This is a genomic window from Priestia sp. 3CA3 (assembly GCF_056836725.1).
This window is the reverse complement of the sequence record NZ_JBXENJ010000001.1, coordinates 604994-621894: the sequence shown is the minus strand read 5'-3', so window position 1 is coordinate 621894 and position 16901 is coordinate 604994. Positions and strand designations below refer to the sequence as shown.

Here is a 16901-nt window from a genome sequence, read left to right as displayed (position 1 = left end):
CCTCCTGTGCTGATAAGATGAAGTATTAATGATGTTAGGTTTACCGAGTTTTCCATCGAATCTACAACACAAGTTTTTCCTAAGGCTTTGAATGCTTTATACCATTGTATTTGGGAATTTCGTACAGCAAAAAACACGCCCAAAAAGGACGTGCTTTTGTTCATTACTGCTGAACGTAGTGATTTTTCACAACATCCGCACAGCGTGTACATAAAGTTGGGTGATCTTGATCTTCGCCAACTGTTGGTGATACTACCCAGCAGCGCTCACACTTCTCACCTTCTGCTTTACTTACAACAATTGAAGCATAGCTGAATTTTTGTGCTTCAGCAGGCGCTTCACCTTCTGCTACCTCGAGATCTGAAACGATGAAGAGTTGACCTACATTTTCAGAAATAGAGGCTAACAGCTCTTTCGTATCTGCTGTTGGATACAGCGTTAATTTTGCTTCTAAAGACTTACCGATTACTTTTTCATTACGAGCTTGTTCTAGCGCTTTTAAGACTTCATCGCGAAGCTCCATGAACGCATCCCATTTCTCTACTAATTGATCTGCTCCTTCAATTTCTTGAACATCTGGCATATCAACTAGCTGCGCGCTTTCTTCCGTTACGTTCGGAATGTGAACCCATACTTCGTCTGCTGTATGAGAAAGAATTGGAGACACTAATTTCGTTAACGATAATAACGTTTCATAAAGAACCGTTTGAATGCTGCGACGCTCTACATTATTTTCTGCTTCAATGTACAATACATCTTTTGCAAAGTCTAAGTAGAATGAACTCATATCAATTGTACAGAAATTATGCACTGCGTGATAAATGCTTGAGAATTCATATGAATCATAAGATTTTTTCACTTTATCAATTAATTTGTTCAGCTTCACAAGCATGTAGCGGTCTACTTCACGAAGGTCTTCAACGGCTACAGCGTCAGTTGTTGGATTAAAGTCCGCTAGGTTTCCTAGTAAGAAACGGAACGTGTTGCGGATTTTACGATATACTTCTGCTACTTGTTTTAAAATGTTATCAGATACACGAACATCCGCTTGGTAATCTACAGAAGCTACCCATAGACGTAAAATATCCGCACCTAGTTGTTTCATTACTTTTTCTGGAATTACAACATTCCCTAATGACTTACTCATTTTGCGACCTTCACCGTCTAAAGCAAATCCGTGGCTAAGTACGCCTTTATAAGGTGCTTCACCTGTTACAGCTACACTTGTAGAAAGACTTGAATTAAACCAGCCGCGGTATTGGTCAGAACCTTCTAAATACAAATCAGCCGGACGCTGTAAGTCTTCACGCTCTTCAAGAACAGCTTGATGTGAAGAACCAGAGTCAAACCATACGTCCATGATGTCTGTTTCTTTTGTGAAACGGCCATTTGGGCTTCCTTCATGAGTAAAGCCTTCTGGAAGCAAGTCTTTTGCTTCACGCTCAAACCATACGTTTGATCCATGTTCTCTAAATAGATTTGATACGTGCTCAATTGTCTCGTCCGTAATGATCGGCTCATCATTTTCAGCATAAAATACTGGAATCGGAACGCCCCATGCACGTTGACGAGAAATACACCAGTCTCCGCGGTCACGCACCATGTTATAAAGTCGCGTTTCACCCCAAGTAGGCACCCATTCTGTTTTTTCTACTGCTTTTAATAAATCTTCACGGAAATCTTTAATAGACGCAAACCACTGTGCTGTTGCACGGAAAATTGTTGGTTTCTTCGTACGCCAGTCATGTGGATATGAGTGGGTAATGAAACTTAATTTTAACAGCGCGCCTTCTTCTTCTAGTTTGTCTGTAATCGGCTTATTCGCTTTATCATAGAATAATCCTTCAAATCCTGGTGCTTCATTCGTCATATGACCCTTACTATCAACTGGACAAAGAACTTCCAAACCGTATTTTTGACCAACGATAAAGTCGTCTTCCCCGTGTCCCGGTGCTGTATGAACACAGCCAGTACCAGCATCAGTCGTTACGTGATTGCCAAGAACAACTAAAGAATCACGCTTGTAGATTGGATGTTCAGCTACCACGCGTTCAAGTTCTGAACCTTTTACTGTACGAAGTGTCTTATAGTCAGCCCATTCAATTTCTTTAGCAACTGTTTCAATAAGTTCAGTTGCTACTACATATTTTGCTCCATCTGCTTCAACTACGCTGTACTGAAGCTCGGGATTGACAGCAATCCCTTGGTTAGCTGGCATTGTCCATGGTGTTGTCGTCCAAATGATGAATTTTTCATCTTGTTCAAGCACGCCTTTACCATCTTTCACATTAAACGCTACGTAAATAGAAGCTGAACGCTTGTCATAGTATTCAATTTCCGCTTCTGCTAAAGCAGATTCACTTGAAGGGGACCAGTATACAGGTTTTAATCCTTTGTAGATATAGCCTTTTTTCGCCATATCGCCAAATACTTTGATTTGCTGCGCTTCGTACTGTGGCTGAAGCGTTACATATGGATTATCCCAATCTCCGCGTACGCCTAAACGCTTGAACTGCTCACGCTGGCCGTTTACTTGTTCCCAAGCATACTGTTCGCAAAGCTTACGGAATTCAGCTACTGTCATTTCTTTGCGGTTTACTTTTTTATTTTTTGTTAAAGCCGTTTCAATTGGCAAGCCGTGTGTATCCCAGCCTGGCACATAAGGTGCGCAGAAGCCTGACATCGACTTATAGCGAACGATAAAATCTTTTAAAATTTTATTTAAGGCATGTCCCATGTGAATATCGCCATTGGCATATGGAGGTCCATCATGCAGGACGAATAGCGGACGGCCTTCCGTACGTTTTTGTACTTTTTCATAAATATTCATTTCAGCCCACTGTTCTTGCATTTTAGGCTCGCGGTTCGGTAAATTTCCACGCATCGGAAATTCAGTTTTTGGCATCAATAATGTATCTTTATATTCCATGTTTTACCCTCCAAAAAAAAACGTAAATTTCATATCTTTTTGCACCATAACAAAAAGACCTCCTCATCCCAAAAAGGGACGAGAAGGCCTCCCGCGGTACCACCCTAGTAGATTTGCTGCACGCAAATCCTCTTTGCATTCGTAACGTGAATAAACCGCCACTGCTTACTATCATCATTTCAGCAATGGTACTCTAGGGTGATTTTCACTTTTTTGTTTGTTATCGAGCTCGCACCATCCTCGATTCGCTTTGACAAACTAAAAAAGCTACTGTCCCTGTCTCCGTACTGTTTGATATGAAATTTCATCTGTTACCAAATTATATGACAACAAAACGTGAGAAGTCAAGATGATGTCTTGACTAGTCAATTTTTTCTTCTAGCGCTGGCATCTCATAATCCATCAACTGATCCCAGTCATCGCTGTTTAACATTTCAAGCTGTGCTTCAATTAACATTTTGAAACGAGTTCTAAATACTTTAGACTGCTTTTTCGTCTCCTCAATGTCCATCGCAATTTTACGAGACTTAGACAGTGCTTCATTAATAATACGGTCCGCATTTTTTTCTGCTTCTTTTATAATGAGCTTCGCTTCTTTTTCAGCGTTTCGCTTTACATCTTCCGCTGCTTCTTGAGCAATTAAAATTGATTTATTTAACGTTTCTTCGATGTTAGTAAAATGTCCAAGACGATCTGTTAATTCAGATACTCTTCCTTCTAACTCCTTTTTATCACGCATTACCAGCTCATAGTCTTTAATTACTTGGTCAAGAAACTCATTTACTTCATCTTCATCATATCCGCGAAACCCGCGATTAAACTCTTTGTTATGAATATCCAAAGGGGTTAAAGGCATCTAGGCCACCTCCGTGTTGTCTCATTACATCATTAGTAATGGTTTATTCGACATATTTTTAAAATTTCCTGCTAGTAGATTTCTTTATTTCTGCTTCCCTACAACAATTCGCCATTTTTCTTTTTTGGTTTTGCCTTCAAGTGAAACGATACGACTTCTGCCGTGGCCACGAAGCGACAAAATATCACCTTCATGACATTCAAAAGAAGGCTGTTCAATGACTTTAAAATTTACTTTTACCGCTCCATTTGCAATAAACGGCTGGACTTTTTGTCTTGATAAATTGTGAATGGTCGACAGCAAAACATCAAGCCTCATTGAAGAAACTGTATAAACGTGTTCAATCAGCTCTTCTTTTACCACATGCAGCTGCTCTCTTTGAATAGAAGAAAGTGAAACTTTGGCTTTTCCAATTGATGTTAAATTCATCTCAATATAAGAAGAAATTTCCTCTGCGGCTACAAGCTGAATATCGTCTCCCGCGACCAAAATATCGCCAAATTTTGAACGGCGCAGTCCTAAGGACATCGCCGAACCAAGAACTTGAGGATGTTCAATCGTCACAAACTTTTTAGGATAATTCAATTCGTACATATGCAACTGAAAATCTTCGCTTTCAGGCACATAGTAATCCGGATATAGCAGCGCACGCTTGCGTTCAGCAAACGGTTGTCCACCATCAAATGAAACTTGAACCTCTCCTTCAGTCCCGACAATAGCCGTCACAATCTGCTGCTCTCTTGGATCTAAAAAATCCGTTAATTTTGGGCTGTATTGATGTAGGACATCTTCTTTCCACTGAAGAACTTGATCAATAAACCCATGTTCTTCTTGCCTAAAATGTTCATAAATAGACATATTATTACTCCTACTATTGGTATGTAAAAAAGGAATCCAGCGATTCCTTTTTTAAATAAACCCCATCACATTATTAAGTGAATACACGCCTCTTTCCGCAAATCGTAGTAAAAAGATTGCAACAAGAGGTGAAATATCAATCATGCCAATAGGCGGAATGATTTTACGAAAAGGCTCTAAGTAAGGCTCGCAAATACTGCCAAGCAGCTGACCAAACTTAGAGGCCCTTACATCGGGTACCCAAGACATCAAAATGTAAATAATCAGTGCCCATGAGTAAAGCCCAATCAATTTTGCGAGAATCCCAAAAACGATGTCCAAAAACTACCACCTCTTTACGTTTGTTGTATCGTGTTCTCCCATCATATCTGAAATGCTTCCGCTTACGTCTACATTATCAGGTGTACATAAAAAGATGTCGGTTCCAATTTTTTGAATGTCCCCGCCTAAAGCATAAACTGTACCACTTAAAAAGTCGACAATTCTCACTGCTTGATCTCGTTGAATGCGCTGTAAATTAACAACTACGACTTTACGATTTTTTAAATGATCCGTAATTTCTTGTGCTTCGGCATAGACGCGAGGTTCGCAAAGCATCATTTTTGATGATTTTTGAACGCTTTGCAAGCTAATCACGTTTTGCTGCTGATTCGGCTGCTGACTAGCTTTCACTGGTCTCGACTGCTGTACAGGCTCTTCTACCGACTCTTCTTGTTCGTAATGTTCTTCTACATATTCAGTATCGTCATCAAGAGCAAAAAAACTTCTAAAGCGATTTTTCATACTCATCTTGAATTACACCTCCTTAACGTTCATTCCCAACTAGCGTGGTTCCTAGTCGAATGAATGTTGCTCCTTCTTCAATTGCAATTGCATAATCGTTTGACATTCCCATTGATAGCTCCGTACAAGGTGCATACGGGAGGTTTAGTTCTTGTATACGATCCTGCAATTTCTTTAAACCTTGAAAACAGCTGCGAAGCAAGGACTCGTCATCTGTGTGAGGAGCCATGGTCATTAATCCAACTACTTGGATATTTGTAAATGTTTCAAGAGATTGAATAAATGGAATTACCTCTTCTACAGCAAGGCCATGCTTTGATTGTTCTTCGGCAACATTAACTTGTACAAAACATTTTATACGATGTCCTGCACGTTTATCAATTTCTTTTGCTAAAGATAATCGGTCCAGTGAATGAATATAGTCAACTTTATCAATCACATTTTTTACTTTTCTTGTTTGTAAGCTTCCGATAAAATGCCAGGTCGCTTTCTCACCGATTGATTCATACTTTTCTAGAAGACCTTCATCCCTGTTTTCTCCAAGATGTAAAATGCCTGCATCCACTGCTTCTGCTGCTCGTTTTGTGGAAACGTATTTTGTTACAGCAATCAGCTCTACATCTTCTCGATTTCGATTAACTTTTTTACATGCTTCAGCAATTGTTTGTTGAACTGCTTCTAGATTTTCACTTACGCTAGCTGTCACTATGTAATTACTCCTCCTTAAAGCCTATGAAGTTAAACATGCGTCCTGTTTTCCCTTGGTCGCGGCGATGTGAGAAGAACAGGTCATCTTCACAGCTTGTACAATACGACGATGTTAAAATTCGTTCCGGCAATACGCCTGCGTTTTGAATCAGCAGCTTATTGACTTTTTTTAAATTAAGCGCGTATTGTCCAGGGCTTACTTCTTGATATCCATTTTGGCCAACTACTTCGTTTACTTGTGTAATGACGCGGTTATCGACAACATAACAGCAATCTTCAATCGAAGGGCCAATCGCCACGTAAATATCTTCAACCGGAACATTTTCTTGCTCTACCCACCGCCGAATCATATTTCCTGCAATATCTTTTACTGTTCCCTTCCACCCGGCATGAGCAAGACCAACTAAATGGTGATCAGGCGCATAGAAGTACAGCGGAACACAATCTGCATAACATAAAGCTAACAAAATATCAGATTCATTTGTATAAATGCCATCCGCTGCTTTTATGCCCTCTTCATACTTGTAGAGTCCTTTTGCACAGTCGGCTTTTGTTACTTTTTGAACAGTTGCTTCATGTACTTGTTCAGCACATACAAAGCTTTCAAAAGACATGTCTAGTTCGGCTGCTAAAATTTTTCTATTTGTAATAACATCTTCTACGTTATCGTTTACGTGAAGCCCTAGGTTAAAAGAAGCAAATGGAGGTTTACTCACGCCACCATTTTTTGTGGTGAAACCAGCAACAAGCATATCATTCTTTTCTACCCAAGGGCTCAGCCACATAAACGACTCGTGATGGCTTTTTTTTAATGGCTCAGGATTCATGTATGTGACACATCCCTTGTTTCATTTGTTCTCACATATTGTACCACAGATTGCTAGGTGCTGTTGACAAAAAACTAATTCTCTTCAGGCTGAAATGCGTCTTTATAACGTACTAAAATGACATCGGAACCAATTTTCACAATATTTTTCCATGGAATCACAATTTCATCATCTTTTCCAAAGAAGCCCAATACACGAGAGCCTCCGATAATGACGGCCTGTATTTTTCCCGTTGTTAAGTCAATATCAATATCCCCTACATTTCCAAGTTTTTTGCCATCAGCTACATTCACTACATCTTTCAGCTGAAACTCTGAAATCTTTAACATGCTCTCTCCTCCTATAGCCAACTTTATTCCTTAGCCTATATATATTTTCAAATTTTCATTTCATGAAGGAAAAGCTTATTTTTTCTCTGCCATTCTCTTTCTATAAGCATTTTGTTCACTAATTACACAGTTTTTCATCAAGAGACATTGTCAACAAGCAGCGAGAAGTCCTCATAGCAATAGGAAATCTAACATGAATATCTTTTGGTTATGTATTCATTGATACATACAAAATAAGCATCGTGTCTGTTTTTATAGACACGATGCTTATTAAGTTGAACATCAAATAAAGTGAATGGTATTGATTGTATGAACAAGAGCAGCTGCCAGTTTAGAGAGCTTTTGTTAACTTTGAATATTTTTATTCATCTGTTTAATAGCAGCTTTTTCTAAACGAGAAACCTGCGCTTGAGAAATACCAATTTCTTCAGCAACTTCCATCTGTGTTTTACCTTGGAAGAAGCGCTTTCGTAAAATTAGTTTTTCTCGCTCGTTCAATCTTCTCATACCTTCTTGCAAAGCAATTTCTTCAATCCAAGTTGAATCACGGTTGCGTTCATCGCTTAGCTGATCCATCACATAGATTGGGTCTCCGCCATCATTGTAAATAGGTTCAAATAAAGAAACCGGATCTTGGATAGCATCTAAAGCAAACACAATTTCTTCATGCGGTACTTCTAGGACTTTTGAAATTTCCTCAGCTGTAGGTTCCTTGGATGTTTCACTCATAAGCCTTTCACGAACTTGAAGAGCTTTATAAGCAATATCACGAAGGGAACGAGAAACACGGATTGGATTATTGTCACGTAAATAGCGGCGAATTTCCCCTATAATCATTGGGACAGCATATGTAGAAAACTTCACGTTTTGACTTAAATCAAAATTGTCAATGGATTTCATTAATCCAATACACCCAACCTGAAATAAGTCATCAACAAATTCTCCACGATTGTTAAAACGTTGGATCACGCTGAGTACGAGACGTAAATTTCCGCTTACTAGCTTTTCTCTTGCTGTTCCATCTCCAGCCTGCATTTGTTTAAACAACTTTCGCATTTCTTCATTTTTTAATACGGGAAGTTTCGAAGTATCTACTCCACAAATTTCTACTTTATTTCTTGTCAACTCTTTCCCTCCTAACAGGAGATGATGTTCTGAATTCAGTATCTCCTCCGGAGGAAAAAATATGCACTTTTACAATTCTGACAATTCCACGCTAAAAAAGCTGATTGTATAAGATGCTTCTCAGCCCTTATACAATCAGCTTTTTTACTTAAACCATTTTATTAAATTCTTTTCGCAGCCGTTTAATAATTCGTTTTTCGAGCCTTGAAATATAAGACTGAGAAATGCCTAGCATATCGGCTACATCTTTTTGCGTTTTTTCTTCTCCGCCGGCTAGCCCAAAGCGCAGCTCCATAATTTGCTTTTCACGATCATTTAATTGGTGCAGTGCTTTCAGCAAAAGTTTTCGATCTACATTCGCTTCTAGGTCTTTTGTGATGATATCTTCTTCGGTTCCCATCACGTCAGACAATAACAGTTCGTTTCCATCCCAATCAATATTTAACGGCTCATCAAATGAAACTTCAGATCGAATTTTATTGTTGCGGCGCAAATACATTAAAATTTCATTTTCAATACAGCGAGAGGCGTACGTCGCTAGCTTAATTTTCTTTTCAGGATTAAACGTGTTTACTGCTTTAATTAAACCGATGGTGCCGATGCTAATTAAATCCTCAATATTGATTCCCGTATTTTCAAACTTGCGGGCAATATAAACAACAAGTCGCAAATTACGCTCAATCAACAGTGAACGTGCTGCTTCATCTCCTGATGGAAGTTTCTTCAAGAGCACTTCTTCTTCATCTTTTGTTAAAGGTGGTGGAAGAGCTTCACTTCCTCCTATATAGTACACTTCATCTGTTTTTAGCTTAAGTTTAATTAATAATTTGTACCACCATAATTGAAATCGAATTCGATATGTAGCCATTGTGTATCCTCCTTTATTTGTTCACACCTTTTACGATGCGGAACTTACTTCTCCAATAACGATAAGCTTCGGATGAACAATACATTCATATTGCTTCTCCACTGAAAGCGTTGTATGACTAATACCTACTAATACTTTAGTGACTTCAATCGTGTTGGACTGATGAACCAGCCTTACCATATCTGGCTTTAGAGCAAGCAGCAGCTGATTGGCTTGGCCTACGCTTCGATAAGGGACAAAGCGGACTTTTGAATACCACTCTTGATCAATATCTTCGCTGTGTGAAAAGGATTGAACATTTTTGCTTAATTCCATTAAGCCTTCAGGCAATATTTCTTTTAAAGAATCTGCTGTAACAATCATAACCGGGGTTTTCGTCAGCGGATCTACAAGCTGATTCCCACTATCAATAAGTCCTTTCATCGACAGCGTCTGTTCGTTTAAAATAACTTCTACATCTACCAGCTGATCAAATGTAATATTTTTCATTCGCAAATCATCAACTCGTGCTTTTGAAAAATAAGATAATAGCGGAAAACCAATAAGAACAAATATCCAGCTAATAGGATCACCAAACTGTGGAGATTTCGTATCAACCATTTGATTAAGAACAAGGAACTGATCTTGAAATAAAAAGTGAACGCCCATTAACCCTCCACCCACAACAAAGGTTGCAAAATAAAACGTTAATAAATTCTCAAAGAAAAAGCGCAGTCGTTTATAACCAAACGCCATCAATACCATAAAAAACGAGAATAAAATTTTAATAGCAGGGTGAACCATAAGATGAGAAAAAGGTGTAAACATAAGAAGGACAATCAATGAACCGATAAAGCCGCCAAGCAAAAGCCGCCACCACTTGTAATTCCGTTTAAGTACAACAGCACATAACATTAGTAAGATCGTATCTAACCCAAAATTCAGCATCCATATTAAATCTAAATAGATTGGCAATGTTTATAACCTCTCCATTCTTTCTGAATTTTTCTGTTAAAAATTAGTATATAGTACATCCTATTAGAAAGTCTGTCAGTTCATGCCGAGAAACAAGCAGTATTTTTGAGGAAATCATTCGATATTTGTCACACTACTTTTAGAAAGAAAACACAAACCCTTTGAAGGCGTCATATTGACCATGTCGAATGTTTTTTATACTCTTTTTGAGTTTTCTAGATTCATTGCATAAAAAAAGACCTCTGTATAAAACAGAGGTCTTGGCTTTTTATTTTCTTAGCGTCTACGATTACGGTTTCGTAAGAATGTTGGAATATCTAGCGCATCTTCAGACTGTGGCTGAGATGGACGCGTATATTCTTGCTGTACAGGTTCTTCACGCTTTACTTCACGCTTCGGCTGTGGAGCCGGTTGCTGTGTCGATTGCTGCATGCGATTCGCCGATAACGAAGGACGACCTGGTTTTGGCTGTGATAAATCTTGGTCACTAAAGCCAGTTGCAATAACTGTAACAACAATCTCATCTTTTAGGTTTTCGTTAATAACAGATCCAAAGATCATGTTCACTTCTTGGTCAGAAGCCGAAGCAACGATATCTGCAGCTTCTTGTACTTCGTAAAGACTTAGGTTTGTACCGCCTGTGATATTCATTAATACACCTTGAGCTCCATCGATAGATGTTTCAAGAAGTGGACTTGAAATAGCTTTTTTAGCTGCTTCAGCAGCGCGGTTTTCACCAGTCGCAATACCGATACCCATAAGTGCAGATCCTTTGTTAGACATAATTGTTTTCACGTCCGCGAAGTCTAAGTTAATTAATCCAGGAACTGCGATTAAATCTGAAATACCTTGCACACCTTGTCGTAATACGTTATCCGCTTCACGGAACGCTTCTAGCATTGGCGTGTTTTTATCAACGATTTCTAATAAGCGATCATTTGGAATAACAATCAGCGTATCCACTGCTTCTTTCATTGACGCAATGCCGCCTGCCGCTTGAGTAGAACGCTTACGGCCTTCAAACGTAAATGGACGAGTAACAACGCCTACCGTTAGTGCTCCTAGCTCACGAGCAATTTGGGCAATGACTGGAGCTGCACCAGTTCCAGTTCCTCCACCCATACCAGCTGTTACGAAAACCATGTCTGCACCTTTTAGTGCTTCTTGGATTTGTTCCTTACTTTCTTCAGCTGCTTTTTTACCAACTTCTGGATTAGCACCTGCACCTAATCCTCTTGTTAATTTAGCGCCGATTTGCATTTTTGTTTCAGCTTTTGATAAATTTAATGCCTGTGCATCTGTATTAACTGCAATAAATTCTACACCTTGGACGCCATGTTCAATCATTCGGTTAACCGCGTTGTTACCGCCGCCTCCGACACCGATTACTTTAATCGTCGCTAATTGGTCTACACTTGTATCAAACTCCAACATGATAGTTCCTCCTAATTCTTCGAAATTACCAATCCGTAACGTTAATCAAAGAAGTATCCAAAAAACTTCTTCATTAAATTTTGGTCATTTTTCTTTTTCGGCTGCTCAGCTGATTGTTGCGGCTGCTGTGGTTTCGGGCTAGGTTTGATCATTTCTTGCTCAATCGGCTCTTCTTCCACAACTGGCGCTCCAATTTCCCGGCCTTGTATTTTAGCATTTTTGTATGCAAATTTTATTAATCCTACGCCTGTTGTATAATGCGGCTCACGTACTCCAATATAATCAGGCACTGCTATGCGCACGTTATTCTTTAAAATCACTTGAGCTAGCTCAAGAATACCAGGCATCGCTACTACTCCGCCTGTTAGAACAAATCCTCCTGGAATATCTTTGTATCCTAGGCGGTTTACCTCCTGCGTAATCATATCTAAAATCTCTTCTAATCTAGCTTCAATAATATCAGAGATTTCGAGCTGATTAAACTGCTGATGCTGATCGCTTCCAATGATCGGTACACTAAATACTTCTTCTTCAGAAGCATGATCGTAGAAAGCATGTCCATGCTTTATTTTAATATTTTCCGCGTCTTCAGTCGATGTGCGAAGGCCAATCGATAAATCTTTGGTAATGTGCTCTCCGCCAACAGCTAGTACATTTGTTACTTTCAAATGTCCTTGGTCAAAGATCGCAACCGTTGTTGAACCTCCACCGATATCTACCAGTGCGACACCTAAGTTTTTTTCATCACGAGATAATGCAATTGAACCAGCGGCTAGAGGCTGTAAACAAATATCACTGATTTCTAAACCAGCTCTTTCTACACAGCGTAATAAGTTATGTAAAACCGTTCTAGATCCTGTTATGATTGTGCCTTCCATTTCTAAACGTACCCCAATCATACCTCTAGGATCGTTAATACCTTCTAAGCCATCTACGATAAATTGCTTTGGAATAACATCAATGATTTCACGATCTGGCGGGATAGACATGACTTGAGCAGCATCAATTACTCGATGAATATCTTCGTTTGTAATTTCACGATTTTCGCTTGACACGGCTACTACTCCGTGACAATCCTGTAAAAATACATGATTTCCGCTTATGCCCACTACAACCTTTTTAATTGTAATGCCTACCATTCGTTCAGCTTGTTCTACTGCTTTTCTAATAGATTGAACTGTTGCATCTATATCAACGATAGAACCTTTTTTTAGTCCGTGTGATTTAACATTCCCTACACCAATGATATTCAATGAATCGTTACTCATCTCTCCGATGATTACTTTCACACTGGATGTACCGATGTCTAAACTAACGTATATTTCATTGCTGTTCATTCTTTGGCACCTCCTTTTTCTTTCTGCACATGTCATCTTAAATAAATTAAGAAGAACAACAATATTAATTTTTTATTATATGAAAATATTCAACAAATACATCTGTTTCCCTTTTGTAAAATCAATTTTTTTCAAGTTTTTCACAGACTTTATCTCTTTCAAAGAACAAAACGTTCTTGTTTTGACTTTTTTTTAGATTTAAGCCTCAAATTCACTGAAAAAAAGCTATTTAACTACAAGTCTACACTAAGATGTACACTGAGAAAAGCGAAACTTACCTAGAACAAATATTACATTTCCATTTCACAGCAGCGGAGAAGAAAATCATATGTATGCAGAATACTTGCATGTGATTATACAATGTACAAGGGCTAGTTTGCCAGTCTCAACTCATCTATTTCCTTTAATTAACACTTATAAAAAATAATTACTGCTTGCTCTTTTTATAAGGTTTAAATGCATATCCTTCTTCTAAATCAATAATGCCTTTTTGATCATCACTCAATTTACTTGCAATAGCTGGGTAATGAATAATTTTATCAGAGAAGTTGCTAATTTTCCCGCTTACTTCACGCGTATCATTCATAAACACCTCGATGTGAAGAGGTTCTGATTTTGTCGGCGCGTAGTAAATCTCAGAAATAGCCCCTTTTATACTCTTAGGCGTTTTAGCTAATTCTTGAACCATGCTTTGTATAGCGTCTCCGTCTTTCCAGTCAATTAGCAACGGAGCGTCGGATGACACTTTCTTAGCACTTACTTCTTTTAAAACTTTTCCATTTTCATTCACAGGGAAATATTTATTCCCCGAGGTTACATATGCAATTCTTGCGTACTCTTTTACGTCGATTACAACCTTATTAGGAAATGTTTTATGAATGACAGCTTCCTTTACCTCAGGGTTTTTTTCGACTTTTTCTTGAATTTGATCAGCGTCAGCTTTCCAGTAGCTGGTTTTTTTGGACAGACCACTCGCTTTGACAATATCCTTATCACTTACATGTTTATTCCCTTGTACTTCAATGTTAGAAACATTACTCAGAGAAGATTGAGAATATACAATAAATAAAATAAGGATGAAAAAGAGTGATAAATACAAAATAAGCCGTCTATTTGCTTTTTGCTTTCGCTGTTCTTGCAGCTTCGGTACACGATCTTCTAAAACAATTAACTTACCTTTTTCCATTTTTTTCACCCTTATCCATTTGAGAAAATAAACGAGGACTTACCATCTATTTATTTCCAATCTTTGCTTCATGAGAATATCCCCATTATAGCATAGAATAAACACATAAAAGCTACCTTTTCACGCATAACCATACAGCGAAGGGCTGAGTAATTAGCGACCGATAATCTCAACTTCTGTATGAATATCAATATCGAATTTCTCTTTAATTGTTTTCTTAACATGAGCAATTAAATTCAGCACGTCTGAAGCCGTTGCATCTCCTGTATTGACAATGAAGTTCGCATGCTGTTCACTAATTTGCGCACCGCCTACTGAAAAACCTTTTAAGTTGGACTTTTCAATTAAGTCTCCTGCATAATTTGGAAGCGGATTTCTAAAAATACTTCCTGCACAAGGGAAATTCCAAGGCTGTGTTTCGCGGCGATAGTCTTTATTTTTCTGCATGACCGCCACAATATCATCTTTCGTTCCCTTTTTCAAACGCAGCACAGCTTCTACACATACTCCAGGACGGTCTTTTTGTAGAATGGAATGACGATACGAAAATTGAAGCTCTTCATTTGTCAGCCACTCCAGAGTGCCATCTTCAAATAAAATCAGCGCTTTTTCGACTACATGAGACATATCAGAACCATGGGCACCTGCATTCATATAAACAGCGCCTCCCACAGATCCAGGAATTCCACTTGAAAACTCCAATCCAGACAGACCTTGTTTTGTAATAACTGTTGCAAGCTTGATGCTAGGGTATCCCCCACCTACAGTAACCGTCTCTCCATCTACTGTTAAATCATCTAATCCGGCTCCGAGCTTAATGACCACACCTTCAATTCCCTTATCAGAAACAAGAAGATTAGATCCTCGACCAATCGCTCTCCATTTCACGCCGTGTTTTTTAATCATATCCATTGTAACTTTTAAGTGATCAACAGAATCAGGTTCTACAAGCACATCTGCTGGACCACCAATTTTCATTGTTGTATGTTTTGCTAGCGGTTCATTTTCACGAACCTTTCCAATATTCGCTTCGACTAACTCTTTTACTAACGCTTCCATAAGAACCTCCTAAAACCCTCTTTGCTGTTATAAAACTTTCATGTCAATGCGCCCTTACTTCTAATGCATAAGAATAATAAGAACAGATTCATAACTAAGCAGCAGCACCTTGTAAGATACCTTTTTTCTACGAAGGCACTCTATTCTGTTGTCAATTTCATCATTTTTATTTATCGTATGACATTCACCCATAGAATGTACGTTCATCTGCTATATAAAGTAATTTTGATTGTTTTTTTATCGTTTTTCATTTAGAAGTTAAACACATGCTGACAGTCATAAAAAAACGCTACGCTCATAAGTGCACATACGTTCACCTACTCACTAAGATAAAACATTTAACCTTACACATCATACCATAGTTGGACTCAAAATTGGTTATCACAACATTACATTTTAAAAACATTTCATACAAAAATATCATCTATCTGTAAAAAATCGAAAATAAACCGCCAACAAAATCCGGCGTGCACTTGGATTTAAGATGACGGTTTACTTCAGTAGACCATTGCCTACCTGACATTATACAATTTTTTTCAATTAATAGCGAGAATATCTACTAACATTTAACAAAACTCCAACTGCTGCCAGCATGAGCGTCAGCGACGATCCGCCGTAACTTAAAAATGGAAGCGTAATTCCCGTAACAGGCATAAGACCTGTTACCACGCCTATATTGATCATGACTTGAATCGCAACCATTGAAATAATTCCTAAGGCTAAAAACGTTCCGTAAAGATCAGGTGCTCCGAGCGCTACTTTAATTCCTCTCCAAAGCAATAAGCTAAACAAAAGTAGAACGAGTGTTCCGCCGATAAAACCGAGCTCTTCTGCCAGAATAGCAAAAATAAAATCAGTTTGAGGCTCCGGCAGATAAAAGAACTTTTGTCTACTTTGCCCTAACCCTAATCCAAGCAATCCCCCCGGCCCAATTGCATAAAGAGATTGAATGATTTGAAACCCGCTTCCAAGCGGATCTTCCCAAGGATTTAAAAATGAGGTGATGCGTTTAATCCGATAAGGAGCTGATAAAACAAGCCCTACAAAACCGGCAACGCCAAGCAACCCAAGACCTGCAAAGTGACTTACCTTTGCTCCTGAAACAAAAATCATGACTAAACAAGTTCCAACAAGCACCGTTCCAGTTCCTAAATCCGGCTGCATCATAATAATGCCAAACGGTAAGAAAACCAGTAATAACGCCGGTAACATTCCTTTTCTAAAGGATGTAATTTTCTTCTGGTTTTCTGATAAATATTTCGCTAAAAATATAATCATAGCAAACTTCATAAATTCTGAAGGCTGAATCGAAAACGCTCCAACTCCTATCCAACTTTGCGACCCATTCCGTACTAGCCCTACTCCCGGAATCAATACAAGTACCAGCATAACAAAGCAAATGATTACAATTGGCTTTGCCCACGTACGCCACATCCAATAATCAATATTCATGATGACAAACATCGCGCATACTCCAAGCCCTGCAAATAAGAGCTGGCGTTTAGCAAAGAAAAAAGAATCATTAAACTTGTATGTAGCCCATACCGCACTTGCACTGTATACCATGATAAGGCCGATGGTTAGCAAGGAAAGCGTAACGATTATGAGAAAAAAATCTGGGGTAGACCTTTTTGTCGACACTGTCACA

Annotated in this window: 16 protein-coding genes and 1 other annotated feature; all 16 genes read right to left on the bottom strand. The window is 38.6% G+C overall.

All coding sequences use genetic code 11. The features are described from left to right. Positions 1-163: 163 nt before the first annotated feature. Entirely contained in the window at positions 164-2929 is a 2766-nt protein-coding gene (gene ileS / locus AC1VNJ_RS03225; protein WP_482640302.1) for an isoleucine--tRNA ligase, read from the bottom strand. A 71-nt stretch (positions 2930-3000) separates the two neighbouring features. Further along, positions 3001-3221: a binding site (T-box leader), on the bottom strand. Positions 3222-3290: 69 nt separating this feature from the next. Next, positions 3291-3785, bottom strand: a complete 495-nt coding sequence (locus tag AC1VNJ_RS03220; protein WP_013058945.1) for a DivIVA domain-containing protein — start codon at positions 3783-3785, stop codon at positions 3291-3293. 84 nt (positions 3786-3869) lie between these two features. Further along, positions 3870-4643 (bottom strand): YlmH family RNA-binding protein, encoded by a 774-nt coding sequence (locus AC1VNJ_RS03215; RefSeq protein ID WP_013058946.1) that lies wholly within the window; start codon positions 4641-4643, stop codon positions 3870-3872. 51 nt (positions 4644-4694) lie between these two features. Beyond that, positions 4695-4964 carry a YggT family protein gene (locus AC1VNJ_RS03210; protein ID WP_028411469.1) on the bottom strand — a complete coding sequence of 90 codons (270 nt, stop codon included), beginning with the start codon at positions 4962-4964 and terminating at the stop codon, positions 4695-4697. Positions 4965-4967: 3 nt separating this feature from the next. Continuing rightward, positions 4968-5432, bottom strand: coding sequence for a cell division protein SepF (locus AC1VNJ_RS03205; protein WP_028411470.1), 465 nt, complete (start codon positions 5430-5432; stop codon positions 4968-4970). Positions 5433-5448: 16 nt separating this feature from the next. Further along, positions 5449-6132 (bottom strand): YggS family pyridoxal phosphate-dependent enzyme, encoded by a 684-nt coding sequence (locus AC1VNJ_RS03200; protein ID WP_028411471.1) that lies wholly within the window; start codon positions 6130-6132, stop codon positions 5449-5451. 7 nt (positions 6133-6139) lie between these two features. Continuing rightward, on the bottom strand, positions 6140-6961 hold the full coding sequence (gene pgeF / locus AC1VNJ_RS03195; RefSeq protein ID WP_028411472.1) for a peptidoglycan editing factor PgeF: 822 nt from the start codon (positions 6959-6961) through the stop codon (positions 6140-6142). A 74-nt stretch (positions 6962-7035) separates the two neighbouring features. Continuing rightward, on the bottom strand, positions 7036-7290 hold the full coding sequence (locus AC1VNJ_RS03190) for a YlmC/YmxH family sporulation protein (RefSeq protein ID WP_013058951.1): 255 nt from the start codon (positions 7288-7290) through the stop codon (positions 7036-7038). Positions 7291-7635: 345 nt separating this feature from the next. Next, a complete protein-coding gene (sigG, locus tag AC1VNJ_RS03185) occupies positions 7636-8415 on the bottom strand; it encodes an RNA polymerase sporulation sigma factor SigG (protein ID WP_013058952.1) in 780 nt (259 codons plus the stop codon). Positions 8416-8563: 148 nt separating this feature from the next. Next, positions 8564-9283, bottom strand: coding sequence for an RNA polymerase sporulation sigma factor SigE (sigE, locus tag AC1VNJ_RS03180; protein WP_013058953.1), 720 nt, complete (start codon positions 9281-9283; stop codon positions 8564-8566). Positions 9284-9313: 30 nt separating this feature from the next. Further along, positions 9314-10237 (bottom strand): sigma-E processing peptidase SpoIIGA, encoded by a 924-nt coding sequence (gene spoIIGA, locus AC1VNJ_RS03175; RefSeq protein WP_014458377.1) that lies wholly within the window; start codon positions 10235-10237, stop codon positions 9314-9316. Positions 10238-10513: 276 nt separating this feature from the next. Then, complete coding sequence (gene ftsZ, locus AC1VNJ_RS03170) at positions 10514-11671, bottom strand: cell division protein FtsZ (protein ID WP_013058955.1); 1158 nt, start codon at positions 11669-11671, stop codon at positions 10514-10516. A gap of 41 nt (positions 11672-11712) precedes the next feature. Further along, positions 11713-13008, bottom strand: a complete 1296-nt coding sequence (gene ftsA / locus AC1VNJ_RS03165; protein ID WP_013058956.1) for a cell division protein FtsA — start codon at positions 13006-13008, stop codon at positions 11713-11715. A gap of 427 nt (positions 13009-13435) precedes the next feature. Then, positions 13436-14194, bottom strand: coding sequence for a cell division protein FtsQ/DivIB (locus AC1VNJ_RS03160; RefSeq protein ID WP_033579764.1), 759 nt, complete (start codon positions 14192-14194; stop codon positions 13436-13438). A 153-nt stretch (positions 14195-14347) separates the two neighbouring features. Next, positions 14348-15253, bottom strand: a complete 906-nt coding sequence (gene murB, locus AC1VNJ_RS03155) for a UDP-N-acetylmuramate dehydrogenase (protein WP_028411473.1) — start codon at positions 15251-15253, stop codon at positions 14348-14350. A gap of 540 nt (positions 15254-15793) precedes the next feature. Further along, the gene (spoVE, locus tag AC1VNJ_RS03150) at positions 15794-16894 is read right to left on the bottom strand and encodes a stage V sporulation protein E (RefSeq protein ID WP_013058959.1); all 1101 of its coding nucleotides are present in this window, start codon (positions 16892-16894) and stop codon (positions 15794-15796) included. Between the last annotated feature and the right edge of the window lie 7 nt (positions 16895-16901).